Genomic DNA, 19,127 nt, shown 5'->3' with positions numbered 1-19,127 from the left:
TAGACTCCGCCGCCATTATGATTCGACTTCAGAACCTGACTTTACAGCGTGGCCCGCAACGTCTGCTAGAAGACGCCGAGCTGACCCTGCACGCCGGCCACAAAGCCGGCCTCATCGGTGCCAACGGCGCCGGCAAATCGAGCCTGTTCGCCTTGCTTCTGGGTGACCTGCACCCGGACTCGGGTGATTGCTTCTTGCCGGCGGACTGGCGCATCGCCCACATGCGCCAGGAGATCGATACTCTCGATCGCGTGGCGGTCGACTATGTGCTCGATGGCGACCTGCGCCTGCGCGAGGTGCAACGCGACCTCGCCGCAGCCGAAGCGGCCCATGCCGGTGCCGCTCAGGCCCGCCTGCACGCCGAACTCGACAGTGCCGACGGTTACACCGCCGACGCCCGAGCGCGCAAGTTGCTGGCGGGGCTTGGGTTCACCAACGAGCAAATGGATCGCCAGGTAGGAGATTTCTCTGGTGGTTGGCGGATGCGTCTGAACCTGGCGCAGGCTTTGATGTGCCCCTCGGACCTTCTGCTACTCGACGAACCGACCAACCACTTGGACCTCGACGCCATCATCTGGCTCGAAGAGTGGCTCAAAAGCTATCCCGGCACCTTGATGCTGATCTCCCACGACAGGGACTTCCTCGATGCCGTGGTTGATCACGTGGCCCACGTCGATCAGCGCAAGATCACCCTGTATCGCGGTGGTTATAGCGCCTTCGAACGCGCCCGTGCCGAACGTCTGGCCCAGCAACAGCAGGCCTACGAGAAGCAACAGGCGCAACGTGCGCACATGGAAAGCTACATCGCCCGCTTCAAGGCCCAGGCCACCAAGGCCCGTCAGGCCCAGAGCCGGATCAAGGCCTTGGAGCGGATGGAAGAACTGTCCGCCGCCCACGTCGATTCGCCGTTCGATTTCGTTTTCCGCGAATCGGTGAAGATCTCAAGCCCGCTGATTGACCTGTCGGATGCTCGGCTGGGTTATGGCGACAAAGCCGTGCTGGAAAAGGTCAGGCTGCAACTGACCCCCGGTGCACGGATCGGTCTGCTCGGCCCGAACGGCGCCGGTAAATCGACCCTGATCAAAAACCTCGCCGGTGAACTCGAGCCGTTGTCCGGTCGATTGACCCGAGGCGAGAACACTGTCGTTGGTTACTTTGCCCAGCATCAGTTGGATTCGCTCGACTCCAAGGCCAGCCCGTTGCTGCATATGCAGCGCCTGGCGCCGACCGAGCGCGAGCAGACCCTGCGCGACTTCCTCGGTGGTTTCGACTTCCGCGGGGCGCGAATCGATGAGCCGGTGCTGAATTTCTCTGGTGGCGAGAAGGCTCGTCTGGCGCTGGCGTTGATCGCCTGGGGCCGGCCGAACCTGTTGCTACTCGACGAACCGACCAACCACCTGGACCTGGAAATGCGCCTGGCGCTGACCATGGCGCTTCAGGAATTCAGTGGCGCGGTACTGGTGGTCTCCCACGATCGCCATTTGCTTAAAAGCACCACCGACAATTTCTACCTGGTGGCGGACGGCAAGGTCGAGGAGTTCGACGGCGACCTGGAAGACTACACCCGTTGGCTGGTGGACTACCGTCAGCGCAATGCGCCCGTCAGCAACACCCCGGTCAATCCGGACAAGACCGACAAGAAGGCCCAGCGCCAGGCCGCCGCTGCGTTGCGTCAGCAACTGGCGCCACACAAGCGTGAAGCCGACAAGCTCGAAGCCGAGTTGGGCAAGCTGCACGAGAAACTGGCCAAGATCGATACCAGCCTCGGCGACAGCGACATTTACGAGCCGGCGCGCAAAAACGAATTGCGTGATCTGCTGGCCGAACAGGCGAAGCTGAAGGTACGTGAGGCGGAGCTGGAAGAAGCCTGGATGGAAGCGCTGGAATTGCTCGAAAGCATGCAGGCGGAGCTGGAGGCGCTGTCCTGATGGAAGCCTTCAAGCTGCCATTGCCTGCCGTGTTGATCGAGCCGATCTGGCTCTTTGTGCAAATCCTGCTGATTCTGTTGGCGGGCTATGTCGCCCAGCGCTGCGTCGCCAAGTGCCTGACTCGCCTGGGTGAGCGCTATCCGTTTCCACCGCAATTGCTGATGCCGCTGCGCGGTGGTCTGCGCTGGCTGATCATGGGCAGTGCGCTGATCTTCGTACTGGAACGCCTGGGGGTGTCGGCGACGGTGCTCTGGACCGCGTTGTCCGGGTTTGTCGCGGTGGCGGCGGTGGCATTCTTCGCGATGTGGAGCGTGCTCTCCAATCTGCTCTGCGCGATCCTGATCTTCACCGTCGGCCCGTTCCGCCTCGGCGACGTGGTCGAGTTGGTGGACACCACCGACAAGCCTGGCGTCAAAGGCCGGGTCGTGGCGATCAATCTGCTCTACACCACGCTGATCGAAGCCGAAGAACTCGGCACCGGCAGCGCGATGGTGCAAGTGCCCAACAGCCTGTTCTTCCAGCGCTCGGTTCGACGCTGGCGTGGTACGGATGTGTTCTCGACCGGTGGGTTTGAAAAGTAGGCCTTCTGTTGCCTGACATATCGCTTTCGCGAGCAGGCTCGCTCCCACAGTAGACCTGTGGCGCTCACAAATCCCGTGTGGGAGCGAGCCTGCTCGCGAAAGGGCCCTGGGTCTGTATATTGCTTGTCGGTTTCAGCTCTATCCTACAAAAAATCGGTAGTCATCGGCCCAAAGCCGCATTAGCTTAGACGTCTGTCACGAGTCTGAGTCGAGGTGTGCGATGGAGCTTCAAACGTGGCTGGCTTTTTTTGCCGCCTGCTGGGTGATCAGTCTGTCTCCCGGAGCCGGCGCCATTGCGTCGATGTCCAGTGGTCTGCAATACGGTTTCTGGCGCGGTTACTGGAACGCCCTGGGCCTGCAGTTGGGCCTGGCGGTGCAGATTGCGATTGTCGGTGCCGGTGTTGGCGCGATTCTCACGGCGTCGGCCACTGCCTTCTATGCGATCAAATGGTTCGGTGTCGCCTATCTGGTTTTCCTCGCGATCAAGCAATGGCGTGCGCTGCCCAGCGACATGAGCGATGACGCGGCCGTGCGTCAGATTGGCAAGCCGATGGCGTTGGTGTTTCGCGGTTTCCTGGTGAACATCAGCAACCCCAAGGCCCTGGTGTTCATGCTGGCGGTGTTGCCGCAGTTCATTGATCCGCATGCGCCGCTGCTGGCTCAGTACCTGATCATCGGGGTGACCATGGTCTTCGTCGATCTGATTGTCATGGCCGGTTACACCGGATTGGCGTCCAAGGTGCTGCGGTTGTTGCGCACGCCCAAACAGCAAAAACGCATGAACCGCACCTTTGCCGGGCTGTTCATTGGTGCGGCGGCATTCATGGCGACCCTTCGCAAAGCGGCGGTGTAAAACCGTCAGACACAAAAAAGGCGACCCAAGCAGACTGTGTGAAAACCTAGCAATCTGCCTAGCGATCAAAGAAAATGCTCCGCATCGAAAGATACGGAGCATTTTTCGTTATGGCCTACATCCAAGGACAGTCCCGCAGCCAGACCAGCCTGTTCCCGGTCTCGCTGGAAGAGTTGATCCCCGAGGATCACCTCGTTCGTGTGATCGATACCTACGTTGCCAAGCTCGATCTTGTGCGCCTGGGTTTCGATAAAGCCTTACCCAAAGGCACCGGGCGCCCCTCTTACGGCTATTTCCAACGGATTCGCTCATCCCGGCGTCTCGAAGCCGAGTGCCAGCGCAACATCGAAGTGATGTGGTTGATCAACCGGCTTAAACCCGAATTCAAGACCATCGCCGACTTTCGCAAAGACAACAAAGCTGCCTTTATCGCGACCTGACGTGCCTTCGTTCAGTTTTGCCGAAAGGTGGGTCTCATCGCTGGCGAACTGGTGGCCATCGATGGCAGCAAGTTTCAGGCGGTTGCTTCCTCGCGGCGTCATATGAATTTGAAGCGGCTCAAGCACCAGGAGCAGAAGCTGGATAAACGCATTGCCCAATACCTGGCTGAGCTGGATGAGGCGGATAAAACCGAAGCCAATGAGGTGGTTGATCGTAGTGCGGTCAAGACGGCTTTGGCGCAACTTGAAGTCAGGCACTCCAATAACCTGACGTGCCAGGCACTGATGAAATCAATGGAGCTTGAGCAATTCAATACTCACGAAAGCGATGCACGAATGATGCGAACGCACAAAGGGCCTCGGGTCGCGTACAACGTGCAAACCGCCGTAGACGCTGAGCATTGTCTGATCCTGCATCATGAAGTCACTCAGGACAGCGATGATCGCAAGCAACGGCTTTCGAACGAATGGAGCGGCGAATGCAGGCACATCCAGAGATGATGGTCAGCCGAAGATCCATCGTGGAGCATCCCTTCGGCAACCTGAAACAGTGGTTGTTTGGCAATGCTCGCTTCTTGCTGCGACAGCTCGACGGGGCGAGAGCTGAAATGGCCTTGGCGGTGAACGCTTATAACCTGAAAAGAGCGATTAACGTGCTTGGCGCACGTCAGCTGATAACGTTAATGGGCTGAAACGCCCTTTTTTGTCTGCTGTCCGCACAAAAGCAAACGCCCCGAACAAGTCGGGGCGTTTGCAGGAACCACCATCAGTGCGTTTTCACACAGCCTGCAAGGGTCGCCTTTTTAGTTTCAAAGATCAGCGCAGAATGACCGGCGCCGAGTAGCTGTCGTTGTTGGCGAGCTCGTTGATGTCGTTGTTGAAGTCGATGTCCGACACGGTGCCGAACAACACGTAGTCGGCACCTTTGAAGTTGCCGGCCTTGATCCGCTTGATCACGTCATAGACGTCACCCTTGGACGCCGATGTATGCGTGCCCTGGACCGCTTGCTCTTCGCTCTTGAGGTATTCCTTGTCGCGCAGGTCGGCGATCACGGCCGGCGCTGAGCGCGATCGAGGTAAGGGCGCGGGATGCCATGGCGGGTACTTCTTCCCTGAATGTCAGCAGCCGCAAATGCGGGACGGGCTGATGGGACCTACTGGCGGGGATGTTGGCCTCCTGCCGATTACTCATAACAAGAGGAGCTTAAATACCGAATGCCGTGCCGTTAACCGCACAACAAAGCTTGAGTGAAAGTCATTGGAAGTGAACAATGTGTTACTTCGTATTTCCAATTGAGATTCATTCATGACTGCCCCGTCCCGTTTCCTGGCCTGGCTGGTGTTGCCGTTGTTTGCCCTGTGCAGTACCAATCTGCTGGCGGATACCTTGGAAGGCGCGCCGCAAGCGCTGCATTTGCTCGATTACATCGGCGCGGACTACCCGCAGACGGTGCAGGCGGGCAAGGTTGCCGACGAATCCGAATACCGTGAACAGCTGGAATTCATCAAGGTGTTGCAGGGCTTGATCGCGGAGATGCCGGCCAAACCGGAAAAAGCCGGGCTGGAGCAGGGCGTCAGCACGCTGCGCAACGCCATCGCTGCGCGGCAGGACGGCGCGGACGTCGCCCGTCAGGCACGGCAACTCGGCGCGAAACTGGCCGTAACCTATGAAGTCAGCCAGGCACCGATCATTACGCCGGATCCGACCCGTGGTGCGCCGCTGTACGCTCAGCATTGTTCGGTTTGCCACGGCGACGCGGGTGCCGGGGATGGTCCGGCGGGTGTCGGTCTGATGCCACCGCCGTCCAATCTGCGTGATGCGGCGCGGCTGGATCACCTGAGCCTCTACGCGATCTACAGCACCTTGGGCCTCGGTGTCGAAGGCACCGACATGCCAGCCTTCTCCGATCAGCTGGACGATCGTCAGCGTTGGGATCTGGCGACCTACATCGCCAGCTTAAGCGCCGATCCGGCTGCCGCAAAATCCGAACAGACCTACAACATCGCCGACCTGGCCCGTCAGACTCCCGCAGAAGTGCAGGCCGCCGAGGGGCCGCAAGCGGCGGCGACCTTCCGTGCGCAGCGGGCGCAACCGCCGCAGGTCAAGCGTGGCCCGGCGCAGTTGCTCGACTACACCGCCGCGACGCTGGACAAGAGCATAGCGGCCTACCGTGCCGGCGATCACGATCAGGCCTATGACCTGTCGGTGGCGGCTTATCTGGAAGGTTTCGAACTGGTCGAAAGCTCGCTGGATAACGTCGACGCCAACGTGCGCAAAGACACTGAAAAATCGCTGATGGCGTACCGTCAGTCGTTGCAGGATGGTTTGCCGGTAACCCAGGCCCAGCAGCGTCTGGACGCGGCCAAGGCCAAGTTGAAGGAGTCCGCCGGCCTGCTGGGCAGCGATGGTTTGAGTTGGTCCCTGAGCTACATTTCCGGTTTGTTGATTCTGCTGCGCGAAGGCCTGGAAGCGATTCTGGTGCTGGCAGCGATCCTCGCGTTCCTGCGCAATACCGGCCAGCAATCGGCGGTACGCAGCGTCAATGTTGGTTGGGGGCTGGCGCTGCTGGCGGGTCTGGCGACCTGGGCGCTGGCGGCGTACGTGATCGATGTCAGCGGTTCGCAGCGCGAATTGCTGGAAGGTGCGACGGCGTTGTTTGCCGCTGTCATGGTGCTCTGGCTCGGGGTGTGGATGCACGATCGTCGTCACGCAGCGGCCTGGCAGGATTACATCAAGAGCAGCCTGGTGGGCGGCGGCGGGCGTTTCGGCTTTGCGACGCTGGCGTTCTTCTCGGTGTATCGCGAGCTGTTTGAAGTGATTCTGTTCTACGAGACCCTGTGGCTGCAGGCGGGTCCAGCGGGTCATAACGCGGTGTTGGCGGGTGGTGCGACGGCGTTGGTATTGCTGGTCGGTCTGGCGTGGGTGATTCTGCGTGGCTCGGCGAAGTTGCCGCTGTCGCTGTTTTTCAGCATCAACGCCGGATTGCTGTGTGCACTGTCGGTGGTGTTTGCCGGGCACGGCGTGAAGGCGTTGCAGGAAGCCGGGATTTTCGGCACCCGGCCGGTGCCGTTCTTTGACTTCGACTGGCTGGGCATCCACGCTGATGCGTATTCGCTGAGTGCTCAGGCGGTGGCGATCATGGCGATCATCGTGCTGTACAGTCGCAGCCGGATGGCCGAGAAGCGGCGGGTGCCGGCTTCCTGATCGAGTGATCCTTTAAAAGGAAAAACACAATGCGTGTCTGGATCGATGCCGACGCCTGCCCTCGGGCGGCCAAGGATCTGGTGGTGAAGTTCGCTCTCAAGCGCCAGTTCGAAGTGGTGTTGGTGGCTGGACAGCCGCAGATCAAGCCGGGTTTGGCCTTGGTGAAGCTGATCGTGGTGCCAAGCGGTCCGGATGCCGCCGACGACTACCTGGTGGAATACGCGGTACCCGGCGAACTAGTGATCTGCAGCGATGTGCCGCTGGCCGACCGTCTGGTGAAAAAGGGCGTTGCGGCGCTGGATCCACGGGGCAAAGAGTTCGATGCGCAGAACATGGGCGATCGATTGGCGGTGCGTAACCTGTTCACCGATCTACGTGAACAGGGGCAGATGAGCGGCGGGCCAGCGCCGTTTGGCGAGCGCGAGAAGCAAGCGTTTGCCAATGCGCTGGACCGGATTCTCACGCGGCTTTCCCGCAAAGCCTGAAAAGATCGCAGGCTTCGCCAGCTCCTTGTATGTTGACCCTGATTCCAACGAGAGAGGTTACGCTCAAGGATTCATACAGCAGCAAGTACGTTTCTGGGGGAGGCCGATCGCTCCTGAAGGCAGGATTCGCTCCTGACCTTGTCTGTAGAGAGGCCCCCCCGCCTCATTGCCCACCACGAAGAGTATCGAGAAGCCGACAAGTCGGACTTCGCATTACAAGGTTGCAGTGGCATGAAGTTCGAGGTCGGGGGAACCAGAAGCAATCTTACCGAAAGTCAGGGAAGTGAAAAGCATGAATACTCATGTCGGCATAGACATTGGTGCCAAAACGTCTGCCATGGGATGGCGGCAGAACGGTAAAACATCAGGCCAGTGGGACATTCAGCACACACCCAAGGGGCGTAAGGCTGCCGTGACCAAGATGTTGGGCCTCAAACCGCTGAGCGTGGTCATGGAGGCCACCGGCATTTACTACCTGGACCTTGCGCTGGAGTTGCACGCCGCCGGCCTACCGGTCTCGGTGATCAACCCCAAAAGCTTCCATAATTTTGCCAAGCTGATGCTGCAAAACAGCAAAACTGACCAGATTGATGCTCAACTGCTGGCCGAATATGGTGAACGCATGGCGCCTAGACTTTGGGTGCCACCTACTGCAGATCAACTGATGCTGCGTGCGATTGGTCGTCATATCAACCGGCTGATTGGCCATCGGACCCGAGCCAAGAACGAGTTGCACGCATTACAAGCGACGGAAACGAGTGTTGAACTGCTGATCGAGGATGAAAAAGATGCGATTGCAGCGCTGGACACACGGATTGATCGTTTGAAGAAGGCCGCACGCGAGGCCATCGCCAAATGCCCGGATCTGAGCTTGCAGTTTCGCTGCATGATGGCCGCCCCCGGCGTGGGGGAAGCCTCGGCCATCGCCGCACTGGCTGAGCTGACAACGCTGCCGGTGACGCTTAAATCGGCACAGGTCAGCCGTTATGCAGGGCTCGACGTAAGGTTGACCCAGTCAGGCACCAGCGTGAACCGGCCAGGCCGGATGTCCAAATGCGGCAACGCGTATTTACGGGCAGCGATGTTCATGCCGGCAATGACGGCAATCCGCTGTGATGAGAATGTGAAGGCCTTTTACGAGGCGCTGGTAGCTCGCGGCAAGAAGAAAATGCAGGCCATCGGAGCAGTGATGCGCAAATACCTGACCGGGTTATGGGCCTGCATGCGATCTGGAGAAGAATTTAATACGGCCAAACTTTTTAGCGAAAAACATCTCGCGAAAGCTTGACCGTGAACAGAGTATCTACAGGTGAACATTGATCCCCTGTAGGAGCTGGCGAAGCCTGCGATCTTTTGATCTTGCCTTTAACCGTCGTTTTCGTGGGTTAACTCGAGAACACGGTCGACCAGCTTGTTGATACCCGAAGCCGCTTCACTGATGCTCTGCGCCAGCATGTACGCCGGGGTGCTGACCAGTTTGCGTGCTTTGTCTTCAACGATGTCAGTGACCGCGCAGTCTGTGTGTGTAGCGCCCATCTTGTTCATGGCGGCGGCTGTGTCGGCGTCGTTGCCGATGGTGCAGGTCACGCCCGGTCCATAGATTTTCGCCGCCAGCGCTGGCGAAATGCAGATCAACCCTACCGGTTTGCCCGCTTCAGCAAACGCTTCGGTCAACGCCAGGACGTCCGGTTGAACGCTGCAACCGGCGCCTTCGATGGCGAAGTTCGACAGGTTCTTGGCCGCGCCGAAACCGCCGGGCACGATCAGCGCGTCGAAGTCTTCGACGTCGGCTTCACGAATGTCTTTGATGTTGCCCCGGGCGATCCGCGCCGATTCCACCAGCACATTGCGCGACTCGGGCATTTCGTCGCCGGTCAGGTGATTGATCACATGCAATTGCGAGATATTGGGGGCAAAGCACTGCACCTGGGCGCCACGCTGGTCCAGGCGCAGCAGGGTGATCACGCTTTCGTGGATCTCGGCGCCGTCGTACACACCACAGCCGGATAGGATCACTGCAATTTTTTTGCTCATGGGCTTTTCTCCAGATTCATGGCGTTAAATGTCCACTAATTTGTCACTCGTTGCCATAGGGTTAATTCGCGGCTACACCTAGGATCTGTCCTCAAGATTCCGATCAGGGCGCGTCATGGACTTCATTCTGTATGCGGTGCCGTTTTTCTTTGTGCTGATTGCCGTCGAACTGCTGGCCGACCGTTGGCGCGGGGTGAGCAATTATCGCGTGGCGGACGCGATCAACAGCATCAGCACCGGGGTGTTGTCGACCACCACCGGCCTGTTGACCAAAGGCGTCGGGCTGGTGACCTATGGCTTTGCCCTTGAGCATCTGGCGCTTTTCAAACTCTCGGCCGACAGCGTTTGGGTCTGGGTATTGGCCTTCGTCCTCTACGACTTTTGCTATTACTGGCTGCATCGCATGGGCCACGAACGCAACATCCTCTGGGCGGCGCACTCTGTGCATCACCAGAGCGAGGATTACAACCTTTCCACGGCGCTGCGCCAGACCAGTACCGGCTTCCTGTTGAGCTGGATCTTCTACCTGCCGATGGCCGTGCTCGGCGTGCCGCTGCTGGTGTTCATTAGCGTCGCCGCGCTGAACCTGCTGTACCAATTCTGGGTGCACACCAAACACATTTCCAAGCTCGGCTGGTTCGAGTGGTTCTTCGTCACGCCGTCCAATCATCGGGCTCACCATGCACAGAACGCTCTCTACATGGATCGCAACTACGGCGGGGTGTTCATTATTTGGGACCGTCTATTTGGCTCGTTCCAGGAAGAGGATGACAACGAACCGGTGATTTTCGGCGTGACCACGCCGCTGGCGAGCTGGAACCCGTTGTGGGCGAACGTGCAGTTCTACGCGCAGCTGTGGGATGACGCACGGCGTGCGCAAAGCAAATGGGACACGCTGCGCATCTGGTTCATGCGCACCGGTTGGCGGCCGGCGGATGTGGCGGCCAAGTACCCGATGAACAAGCCGGACCTGAGTCAGTTCCGTAAATTCGAGGTGCCTGTGGATGGGCGTCAGCAGCTTTACGTGGTGTTGCAGTTTTGCATCTACATCGCGCTGGGCAGCTACTTGATGAACCTGGAGCCACGTTTGCCGACAGCCGCGCTGGTGCTCGGCTGGAGTGCCGTGGCGCTGGGTTTGTTTACGTTGGGCGTGGCCCTGGAGAATCGCCCGTGGGCGCTGAAGCTGGAACTGCTGCGCCTGGCGTCGAATGTGCCGCTGGTGTGGCTGGCGCCGGTCGTTGGGCTGTGGCCGGCCAGCGCAGTGGGCTGGGTCGGCTTGCTGAGTTACAGCCTGCTCAGTGGTATCGGTCTCTACTGTTGCAGAAACCGTTTCACTCGACTGGCGTCGTAGGTTTGTCGGTTTTGGCTTGTTCGGCTTTCAGGGCCTGCTCGTCGGCGTAGATCTTCTTCGCCAGACGGGCGTTCTTGAAACGCCGGCGCAACCACAGGCACAGGCCCAGTACCAGCAGGGCACCGAGCACCCACAGCTCGTACTTCTTGACGCTGCCGAGCATGCCTTCGAGCACCGCGCCGAAGTGATAAGCGGCAGCAGCCAGTGCGGCGGCCCAGATCGCGGCACCAATCCCGTTGAGCAGCAGATAACGTCCCGGCGGATAGCCCGACAGGCCGATCGCCACCGGCATCACCGTGCGCAGGCCATAGACAAAGCGGAAGCTCAGCACCCAGATGTCCGGGTGCCTGCGGATATGCTCCAGCGCCCGGTCGCCCATCAATTGCCAGCGCGGTTTGCGCGCCAGCAACTTGCGGCCGTGCTTGCGCCCCAGGAAATACCACAGCTGATCACCGGCATAACTGCCCAGGAACGCCACGATCATGACCACTTTGAGGTCCATGTATCCGCGGAACGCGAGGAAGCCTGCGAGCACCAGAATGGTTTCGCCTTCGAAAAACGTGCCGAGAAAGAGGGCGAAGTAGCCGAATTCCTGAAGAAATTGTTGGAGCATTGTCTGGGTGCTGGCGAAATGAACGCGCAGCCTAACCCTTCGGGCACATTCATGAAAGTGTCCAAATGTGTCTCGACGTGAACATTTCCTACAAGGACAATGGAATGCGACTACCTGTCACAGGGGTGCACATAACTGTAATACGACGGTCATAATGGCCGCTTATAACTGTCACACTCGCCCGCCAGCGCGGGCTCAGGAGTCTGCCGTGAGCTTTACCCCCGCCAACCGCTTGTTTCCAGCAACCCGCCTGCGTCGCAACCGTCGTGATGATTTCTCGCGTCGACTGGTTCGTGAAAATGTTCTGAGCGTCGATGACCTGATCCTGCCGGTGTTCGTGCTGGACGGTGAAAACCGTCGCGAAGCGGTGGCGTCGATGCCAGGCGTCGAGCGCCTGACCATCGATCTGTTGCTTGAAGAAGCGGCCAAGTGGGTCGAGCTGGGAATTCCGGCACTGGCGTTGTTCCCGGTGACGCCGCCGGAGCTCAAATCCCTCGACGCCGCGCAAGCCTGGAACCCCAACGGGATCGCCCAGCGCGCCACCCGCGCGTTGCGTGCGCAATTTCCTGAGCTGGGCGTGATCACCGACGTTGCCCTGGACCCGTTCACCACCCACGGTCAGGACGGTATCCTCGACGAAGAAGGCTACGTGCAGAATGACATCACCGTCGACGCACTGGTCAAGCAGGCACTGTCACACGCCGAAGCCGGCGCTCAGGTGGTGGCCCCGTCGGACATGATGGACGGTCGCATCCAGGCGATCCGCGAAGCGCTGGAACTGGCCGATCACGTCAACGTGCGGATCATGGCCTACTCGGCGAAGTACGCCAGCGCCTATTACGGCCCGTTCCGCGATGCGGTCGGTTCGGCGCTGAACCTGGGCAAGGCCAACAAGGCCTCCTATCAGATGGACCCGGCCAACAGCAACGAAGCCCTGCATGAAGTGGCGGCGGACTTGTCAGAAGGCGCGGACATGGTCATGGTCAAGCCAGGCATGCCGTATCTGGACATCCTTTACCGGGTCAAAGAAGAATTTAAAGTGCCGACCTTTGTTTATCAGGTCAGCGGTGAATATGCCATGCACATGGCGGCGATCCAGAATGGCTGGTTGAGCGAAGGGGTTATCCTCGAATCCCTGACCGCTTTTAAACGTGCAGGCGCCGATGGCATCCTGACTTACTTTGCCGTCCGTGCTGCTCAATTGTTACGAGAGCAAAAATAGCCCTCCCAGGAACATTCGATGAATACCGAAGTCCTCACTGAAGTTGCCGTAAAAGACGCTCAACCTGTGGTGGAGCACATCGCCGAAACGCCGCCGGAACTGGAGCCTGCTCCACCCGCGGCGGTGGCCGAGCCTGTGTCGGCGGCGCCAGCGATTGCTATTCCCGGCCTGGATGACAGCAGCCTCTACATCCATCGCGAGCTCTCGCAACTGCAGTTCAACATCCGCGTGCTGGAGCAGGCGCTGGACGAGTCCTACCCGTTGCTGGAGCGGCTGAAGTTTCTGCTGATTTTCTCCAGCAACCTGGACGAGTTCTTCGAGATTCGTGTGGCCGGCCTGAAGAAGCAGATCACCTTCGCCCGTGAACAGGCTGGCGCCGATGGCCTGCAACCGCACCAGGCCCTGGCCCGCATCAGCGAGCTGGTACACGGTCACGTCGACCGCCAGTACGCGATCCTCAACGACATTCTGTTGCCGGAACTGGAAAAGCATCAGGTCCGCTTCATCCGCCGGCGGCACTGGACCACCAAGATCAAAACCTGGGTACGCCGCTATTTCCGCGACGAGATCGCGCCGATCATTACCCCGATCGGCCTCGACCCGACGCACCCGTTCCCGTTGCTGGTCAACAAGAGCCTGAACTTCATCGTCGAGCTCGAAGGTATCGACGCCTTCGGCCGCGATTCCGGTCTGGCGATCATCCCGGCGCCACGACTGCTGCCGCGCGTCATCAAGTTGCCGGAAGAAGTGGGCGGCTCTGGCGACAACTACGTGTTCCTGTCGTCGATGATCCACGCTCACGCCGATGACTTGTTCCAGGGCATGAAGGTCAAGGGTTGCTACCAGTTCCGTCTGACCCGTAACGCCGACCTTTCCGTCGATACCGAAGATGTAGAAGACCTGGCCCGCGCCCTGCGCGGCGAGTTGTTCTCCCGTCGCTACGGTGACGCGGTGCGTCTTGAAGTTGCCGACACCTGCCCGAAACAGTTGTCCGACTACTTGCTCAAGCAGTTCAACCTGCACGAAACCGAGCTGTACCAGGTCAACGGTCCGGTCAACCTGACCCGCCTGTTCAGCATCACCGGTCTGGACAGTCAGCGTGAACTGCAATACATGCCGTTCACCCCGCAGATCCCCAAACTGCTGCAGAACAGCGAGAACATTTTCAGTGTGATCAGCAAGCAGGACATCCTGTTGCTGCACCCGTTCGAGTCGTTCACGCCGGTGGTCGACCTGCTGCGTCAGGCGGCCAAGGACCCGCATGTATTGGCGGTCCGTCAAACCCTGTACCGCTCCGGCGCCAACTCGGAAATCGTCGATGCGTTGGTCGATGCTGCGCGGAACGGCAAGGAAGTCACCGCGGTGATCGAATTGCGGGCACGGTTCGACGAAGAGTCCAACCTGCAACTGGCCAGCCGTCTGCAGGCGGCCGGTGCGGTGGTGATCTACGGCGTGGTGGGCTTCAAGACCCACGCCAAGATGATGCTGATTTTGCGTCGCGAAGCCGGTGAGATTGTGCGTTACGCGCATTTGGGTACCGGCAACTACCATGCGGCGAACGCCCGTCTGTACACCGACTACAGCTTGCTGACGTCCGACGATGCCTTGTGCGAAGACGTCGGCAAACTGTTCAGCCAGTTGATCGGCATGGGTAAAACCCTGCGCATGAAGAAGCTGCTGCACGCGCCGTTCACGCTGAAGAAGGGCATGCTCGACATGATTGCCCGCGAGACCCAGTTCGCCCTCGACGGCAAGCCGGCACACATCATCGCCAAGTTCAACTCGCTGACCGATCCGAAGATCATCCGCGCGCTGTACAAGGCCAGTCAGTCCGGGGTGCGTATCGATCTGGTGGTGCGTGGCATGTGCTGTCTGCGGCCGGGCATTGCCGGGGTTTCGCATAACATCCACGTACGCTCGATCATCGGGCGCTTCCTGGAGCACACCCGGGTCTTCTACTTCCTCAATGGCGGCGAAGAGCAGATGTTCCTGTCCAGTGCCGACTGGATGGAGCGTAACCTCGACAAGCGCGTCGAGACTTGCTTCCCGGTCGAGGGCAAGAAGCTGATCATGCGGGTCAAGAAAGAGCTGGAGCTTTATCTCACCGATAACACTCACAGCTGGAGCTTGCAGGCGGACGGCCGTTACATTCGCAACACGCCGACCGGCAACCAGAACCCGCGCAGTGCGCAGGCTACGCTGCTGGAACGGTTGGGTAGTCCGATTCTGGCAGTCCGATAAAGAGCGAAACCTGTGGGAGCGGGCTTGCTCGCGAAAGCGGAGTGTCAGTCAATATTGATGTCGACTGACACTCCGCTTTCGCGAGCAAGCCCGCTCCCACATGGGACTGCGTCGTTTGCTATATCGCGAGCATAAAAAAGGCCTTCCGAAGAAGGCCTTTTTCAATTTCAGCGAACGTTGAGTACGAAGCCGACCCGTGTGAGCCATTCCGCTTCCAGACCGAAGTCGGCCTGAGTCAGCTGGTTTTCGTCCAGCCAGTTTTCCGGAAACAGCACATCCAGGCTGTCGCCATTGGCGTGCAGCTCGACCTGAGGCATTTCCTGGGTGCCGCGGATGTGATGGAACAGGATCGCAAAGCGCAGCAGCACGCACAGGCGAATCAGCTTGATGCCTTCATCGCCGAACTCGGCAAACTTGTCCCGGGGAATATTGCGTCGGTGGCCACGCACCAATAGCGCGAGCATTTGCTGGTCTTCGCGGGAGAACCCGGCCAGGTCCGAGTGCTCGATCAGATAGGCGCCGTGCTTGTGGTAGTGATAGTGAGCGATGTCCAGGCCCACTTCATGAACCTTGGCCGCCCAGCCGAGCAATTCGCGCCAGACGCCGTCATCCAGGTCCCAATCCTCAGCCACTTGATCGAAGGCATGCAACGCCTTGCGCTCAACGCGCACCGCTTGTTCCAGATCGACGTGATAACGCTCCATCAACGAGCTGAGGGTGCGCTCACGGACGTCTTCGTGATGATGACGGCCCAGCAGGTCATAGAGCACGCCTTCGCGCAGGGCGCCTTCACAGTGGTCCATGCGTTGCAGTTCGAGCGCGTCGAAGATCGCTTCGAGAATTGCCAGGCCGGCCGGGAAGATCGTCCGACGGTCGGGCTTGATGCCTTCGAAGTCGATCTTCTCGACGTCGCCGAGCTTGATCAGCTTGCGCTTGAGCCAGGCCAGGCCTTGGGCGTTCACCTCGCCGGTGCCATGACCGCCGGCCTTCAGCGCCAGGCCGATGGCGCGGATGGTGCCCGAGGAGCCGATGGCTTCATCCCAGGTCAGGCGATGCAGGGCGTGTTCGATGCTCATGATCTCCAGCCGCGCCGCCGTGTACGCCTGGGCGTAGCGGGCCGGGGTGATCTTGCCGTCCTTGAAATAGCGCTGGGTATAGCTGACGCAGCCCATTTGCAAACTTTCGCGCAGCAGCGGTTCGAAGCGCTGGCCGATAATGAATTCGGTACTGCCACCGCCAATGTCGGCCACCAGGCGCTTGCCCGGGGTGTCGGCGAGGGTGTGGGACACGCCGAGGTAGATCAGACGCGCTTCTTCACGGCCGGAGATGACTTCCACCGGGTGGCCAAGGATTTCTTCAGCGCGGTGGATAAATTCGCCACGGTTACGGGCTTCACGCAGGGCATTGGTGCCGACGATCCGTACGGCGCCGGTCGGCATACCGTTGATCAGTTGGGCAAAACGCTTCAGGCAATCGAGCCCGCGCTGCATGGATTCTTCACTGAGCTGGCGCTCATCGTCGATGCCGGCGGCCAGCTGAACCTTCTCCCCGAGTCGTTCGAGAATACGGATTTCGCCGTTCTGGGCCTTGGCCACGACCATGTGAAAGCTGTTGGAGCCCAGGTCGATTGCGGCGATCAGGGACAGATTCTTGGCTTGAGATTGCGGCATGGTCAGGGGGTCTCGGTCGATAACCTCGACATCGTGCCACGATCAAACGCTGCCGCCAACGCACAGTGTTCAAAGCGTTGATCCAACACAGTAATGCCGGTGACCGCTACGCGGTCAATCGCGAGCAGGCTCGCTCCCACAGGGATTGTATGAGCACCAAAAATCCACTGTGGGAGCGAGCCTGCTCGCGAAGACGGCCTCAAGGGCGCTGAATATCTGTCAGCCCGCCGCCTCAACCGTACCAATGAAATTCGCCAACTCCGCGGTCTGCGGGTTGGCAAACAAAATCTTCGGATCCCCCACCTCATGCACCTTGCCGTGGTGCATAAACACCAATTTATCCCCAACCTCATCCGGCCCGAGCGCGCGATGGAAACCTGGCAGGAGCACCGAAAAATCCTCCGCGCACTGGCCCGGCGGGCGTCCGGCGCGGCGCAGAAGGCCATGCACGAACATGTACGCAACGCCGCCCTGCGCACCGCAATTGCCTTCGTCGCTCCCGCCACCTCGTGACTTGAGCTATACCCAAACTGATGCGGCACCATAGCGAGACTCAATCATCTGCACCTTCCTGAACGAGGGAAGGGCGGCTATGATGGGCCACGTTTTTTTGCTTACAACCTGGAGACTTCCATGAGCAGCGATCTTATTAAACACGTCACCGACGCTAGCTTCGACGTCGACGTCCTCAAGGCCGAAGGCGCTGTACTGGTCGACTACTGGGCTGAATGGTGCGGCCCTTGCAAAATGATCGCTCCTGTTCTGGACGAAATTGCTGAAACCTACAAAGGCAAACTGACTGTTGCCAAACTGAACATCGACGAAAACCAGGAAACTCCGGCCAAGCATGGCGTGCGTGGTATCCCGACGCTGATGTTGTTCAAGAACGGCAACGTTGAAGCGACCAAGGTCGGCGCACTGTCTAAGTCGCAGCTGGCTGCTTTCCTCGACGCCAACATCTAAGCGTCGCTAGTAAAGTGTCATCAAAAAGGCCCCGCATATTGCGGGGCCTTTTCGTTATTGAGGGCTAGACGCTCCGAAACTCAGGTGGTACATTCGGCCCCGCACTGGTTTCTCCACTGCCCCCTACTAGCCGTCGCCGACGCACTCCTTTTCGAATAAGTACGCGATCCTGTCGCCTTCTCTGCGGCGCGGCCTCATTAAGCCAAAAGCTTAATTTCCCCCCCTCCATAAATGATTACGTCATTCCTATATGAATCTGACTGAACTCAAGCAAAAGCCGATTACCGAACTGCTCGAATTGGCCGAACAGATGGGCATAGAAAATATGGCCCGTTCGCGCAAGCAGGACGTGATTTTCTCCCTGCTCAAAAAGCACGCTAAATGCGGCGAGGAAATCTCCGGTGATGGCGTGCTGGAGATTCTCCAGGACGGCTTCGGCTTCCTTCGCTCCGCTGACGCTTCCTATCTCGCCGGCCCGGACGACATCTACGTCTCGCCGAGCCAGATCCGTCGCTTCAACTTGCGCACCGGTGACACCATCGTTGGCAAGATCCGTCCTCCAAAGGAAGGCGAGCGTTATTTCGCACTGCTCAAGGTCGACACGATCAACTACGACCGTCCCGAGAACGCGAAAAACAAGATTCTCTTCGAGAACCTGACCCCGCTGTTCCCGACCGTGCGCATGAAGATGGAAGCCGGCAACGGCTCCACCGAAGACTTGACCGGTCGTGTTATCGACCTGTGCGCCCCGATCGGCAAAGGCCAGCGCGGTCTGATCGTTGCACCGCCGAAAGCCGGTAAGACCATCATGCTGCAGAACATCGCAGCCAACATCGCTCGTAACAATCCTGAAGTTCATCTGATCGTATTGCTGATCGACGAACGTCCGGAAGAAGTAACCGAGATGCAGCGCACCGTGCGCGGCGAAGTGGTTGCCTCGACGTTCGACGAGCCGCCAACCCGCCACGTGCAGGTTGCTGAAATGGTGATCGAGAAGGCCAAACGCCTGGTCGAACACAAGAAGGACGTGGTGATTCTGCTCGACTCCATCACCCGTCTGGCTCGCGCCTACAACACCGTGATCCCGAGCTCCGGCAAAGTACTCACCGGTGGTGTCGATGCCCACGCCCTGGAGAAACCGAAACGTTTCTTCGGCGCCGCGCGGAACATCGAAGAAGGCGGTTCGCTGACCATCATCGCCACCGCGCTGGTTGAAACCGGCTCGAAGATGGACGAAGTGATCTACGAAGAATTCAAAGGCACGGGCAACATGGAACTGCCTCTGGATCGTCGCATCGCTGAAAAACGCGTCTTCCCGGCCATCAACATCAACCGTTCCGGCACCCGCCGCGAAGAGTTGCTGACGGCTGACGACGAGTTGCAACGCATGTGGATCCTTCGCAAGCTGCTGCACCCGATGGACGAAATCGCCGCCATCGAGTTCCTGGTCGACAAGCTGAAAACGACCAAGACCAACGATGAGTTCTTCCTGTCGATGAAACGCAAGTAAGTCGATAGACCAGCAAAAGCCGGGGAAACCC

Annotated in this window: 14 protein-coding genes and 4 pseudogenes; 13 read left to right on the top strand and 5 right to left on the bottom strand. The window is 59.2% G+C overall.

The genetic code is table 11. The features are described 5' to 3' along the window. Positions 1–17: 17 nt before the first annotated feature. From ACYZTX_RS28715 to ACYZTX_RS28700, 4 genes and pseudogenes are all read left to right on the top strand, one after another. Positions 18–1,928: an ATP-binding cassette domain-containing protein gene (locus tag ACYZTX_RS28715; RefSeq protein WP_462036839.1), complete on the top strand. Its 1,911-nt coding sequence runs from the start codon at positions 18–20 to the stop codon at positions 1,926–1,928. Next, complete coding sequence (locus ACYZTX_RS28710; protein ID WP_462036838.1) at positions 1,928–2,509, top strand: mechanosensitive ion channel domain-containing protein; 582 nt, start codon at positions 1,928–1,930, stop codon at positions 2,507–2,509. Before ACYZTX_RS28715 ends, ACYZTX_RS28710 begins: the two co-directional genes overlap by 1 nt. Positions 2,510–2,729: 220 nt before the next feature. Beyond that, entirely contained in the window at positions 2,730–3,362 is a 633-nt protein-coding gene (gene rhtB, locus ACYZTX_RS28705; protein WP_462036837.1) for a homoserine/homoserine lactone efflux protein, read from the top strand. A gap of 110 nt (positions 3,363–3,472) precedes the next feature. Next, positions 3,473–4,494, top strand: a pseudogene (locus ACYZTX_RS28700) (transposase). A gap of 142 nt (positions 4,495–4,636) precedes the next feature. On the opposite strand, the pseudogene ACYZTX_RS28695 reads toward ACYZTX_RS28700, so the two are convergent. Next, positions 4,637–4,810: pseudogene (locus ACYZTX_RS28695) on the bottom strand (penicillin-binding protein activator LpoB); the annotation flags it as partial. 298 nt (positions 4,811–5,108) lie between these two features. On the opposite strand from ACYZTX_RS28695, the gene ACYZTX_RS28690 reads away from it, so the two are divergent. From ACYZTX_RS28690 to ACYZTX_RS28680, 3 genes are all read left to right on the top strand, one after another. Next, positions 5,109–7,007, top strand: coding sequence for an FTR1 family protein (locus tag ACYZTX_RS28690; RefSeq protein WP_462036836.1), 1,899 nt, complete (start codon positions 5,109–5,111; stop codon positions 7,005–7,007). A 29-nt stretch (positions 7,008–7,036) separates the two neighbouring features. Further along, complete coding sequence (locus ACYZTX_RS28685; RefSeq protein WP_033060654.1) at positions 7,037–7,492, top strand: YaiI/YqxD family protein; 456 nt, start codon at positions 7,037–7,039, stop codon at positions 7,490–7,492. Positions 7,493–7,784: 292 nt separating this feature from the next. After that, entirely contained in the window at positions 7,785–8,780 is a 996-nt protein-coding gene (locus tag ACYZTX_RS28680; RefSeq protein WP_462033164.1) for an IS110 family RNA-guided transposase, read from the top strand. Positions 8,781–8,857: 77 nt separating this feature from the next. On the opposite strand, the gene elbB is transcribed toward ACYZTX_RS28680, so the two are convergent. After that, positions 8,858–9,526, bottom strand: coding sequence for an isoprenoid biosynthesis glyoxalase ElbB (gene elbB, locus ACYZTX_RS28675; RefSeq protein WP_462036835.1), 669 nt, complete (start codon positions 9,524–9,526; stop codon positions 8,858–8,860). Between the two features lie 115 nt (positions 9,527–9,641). Between elbB and ACYZTX_RS28670 the strand changes: the two genes are divergently transcribed. Further along, the gene (locus ACYZTX_RS28670) at positions 9,642–10,877 is read left to right on the top strand and encodes a sterol desaturase family protein (RefSeq protein ID WP_462036834.1); all 1,236 of its coding nucleotides are present in this window, start codon (positions 9,642–9,644) and stop codon (positions 10,875–10,877) included. Here ACYZTX_RS28670 and ACYZTX_RS28665 read toward each other — a convergent pair. After that, positions 10,858–11,490 carry a DedA family protein gene (locus ACYZTX_RS28665; RefSeq protein ID WP_462036833.1) on the bottom strand — a complete coding sequence of 211 codons (633 nt, stop codon included), beginning with the start codon at positions 11,488–11,490 and terminating at the stop codon, positions 10,858–10,860. The two genes, ACYZTX_RS28670 and ACYZTX_RS28665, sit on opposite strands and share 20 nt — an antisense overlap. 208 nt (positions 11,491–11,698) lie before the next feature. Between ACYZTX_RS28665 and hemB the strand changes: the two genes are divergently transcribed. Continuing rightward, positions 11,699–12,712 carry a porphobilinogen synthase gene (hemB, locus tag ACYZTX_RS28660; RefSeq protein WP_462036832.1) on the top strand — a complete coding sequence of 338 codons (1,014 nt, stop codon included), beginning with the start codon at positions 11,699–11,701 and terminating at the stop codon, positions 12,710–12,712. 18 nt (positions 12,713–12,730) lie between these two features. After that, positions 12,731–14,953, top strand: coding sequence for a polyphosphate kinase 1 (ppk1, locus tag ACYZTX_RS28655; RefSeq protein ID WP_462036831.1), 2,223 nt, complete (start codon positions 12,731–12,733; stop codon positions 14,951–14,953). A 167-nt stretch (positions 14,954–15,120) separates the two neighbouring features. Here the strand turns inward: ppk1 and ppx are convergent, their stop codons facing one another. Both ppx and ACYZTX_RS28645 read right to left on the bottom strand, forming a co-directional pair. Further along, positions 15,121–16,623 carry an exopolyphosphatase gene (gene ppx / locus ACYZTX_RS28650; RefSeq protein WP_462036830.1) on the bottom strand — a complete coding sequence of 501 codons (1,503 nt, stop codon included), beginning with the start codon at positions 16,621–16,623 and terminating at the stop codon, positions 15,121–15,123. A gap of 219 nt (positions 16,624–16,842) precedes the next feature. Further along, positions 16,843–16,977 (bottom strand): annotated as a pseudogene (locus tag ACYZTX_RS28645) (amino acid ABC transporter ATP-binding protein); the annotation flags it as partial. On the opposite strand from ACYZTX_RS28645, the pseudogene ACYZTX_RS28640 reads away from it, so the two are divergent. From ACYZTX_RS28640 to rho, 3 genes and pseudogenes are all read left to right on the top strand, one after another. Continuing rightward, a pseudogene (locus ACYZTX_RS28640) lies at positions 16,972–17,136 on the top strand (FCD domain-containing protein); the annotation flags it as partial. The pseudogenes ACYZTX_RS28645 and ACYZTX_RS28640 overlap by 6 nt on opposite strands. A gap of 120 nt (positions 17,137–17,256) precedes the next feature. Next, a complete protein-coding gene (trxA, locus tag ACYZTX_RS28635; RefSeq protein ID WP_008150340.1) occupies positions 17,257–17,586 on the top strand; it encodes a thioredoxin TrxA in 330 nt (109 codons plus the stop codon). A 250-nt stretch (positions 17,587–17,836) separates the two neighbouring features. Then, positions 17,837–19,096: a transcription termination factor Rho gene (rho, locus tag ACYZTX_RS28630; RefSeq protein WP_462036829.1), complete on the top strand. Its 1,260-nt coding sequence runs from the start codon at positions 17,837–17,839 to the stop codon at positions 19,094–19,096. The last annotated feature ends 31 nt before the right edge of the window (positions 19,097–19,127 follow it).

The sequence above is a fragment of the Pseudomonas sp. MDT1-17 genome, from assembly GCF_054898105.1.
This window is presented reverse-complemented; position numbering and strand designations above follow the sequence as displayed.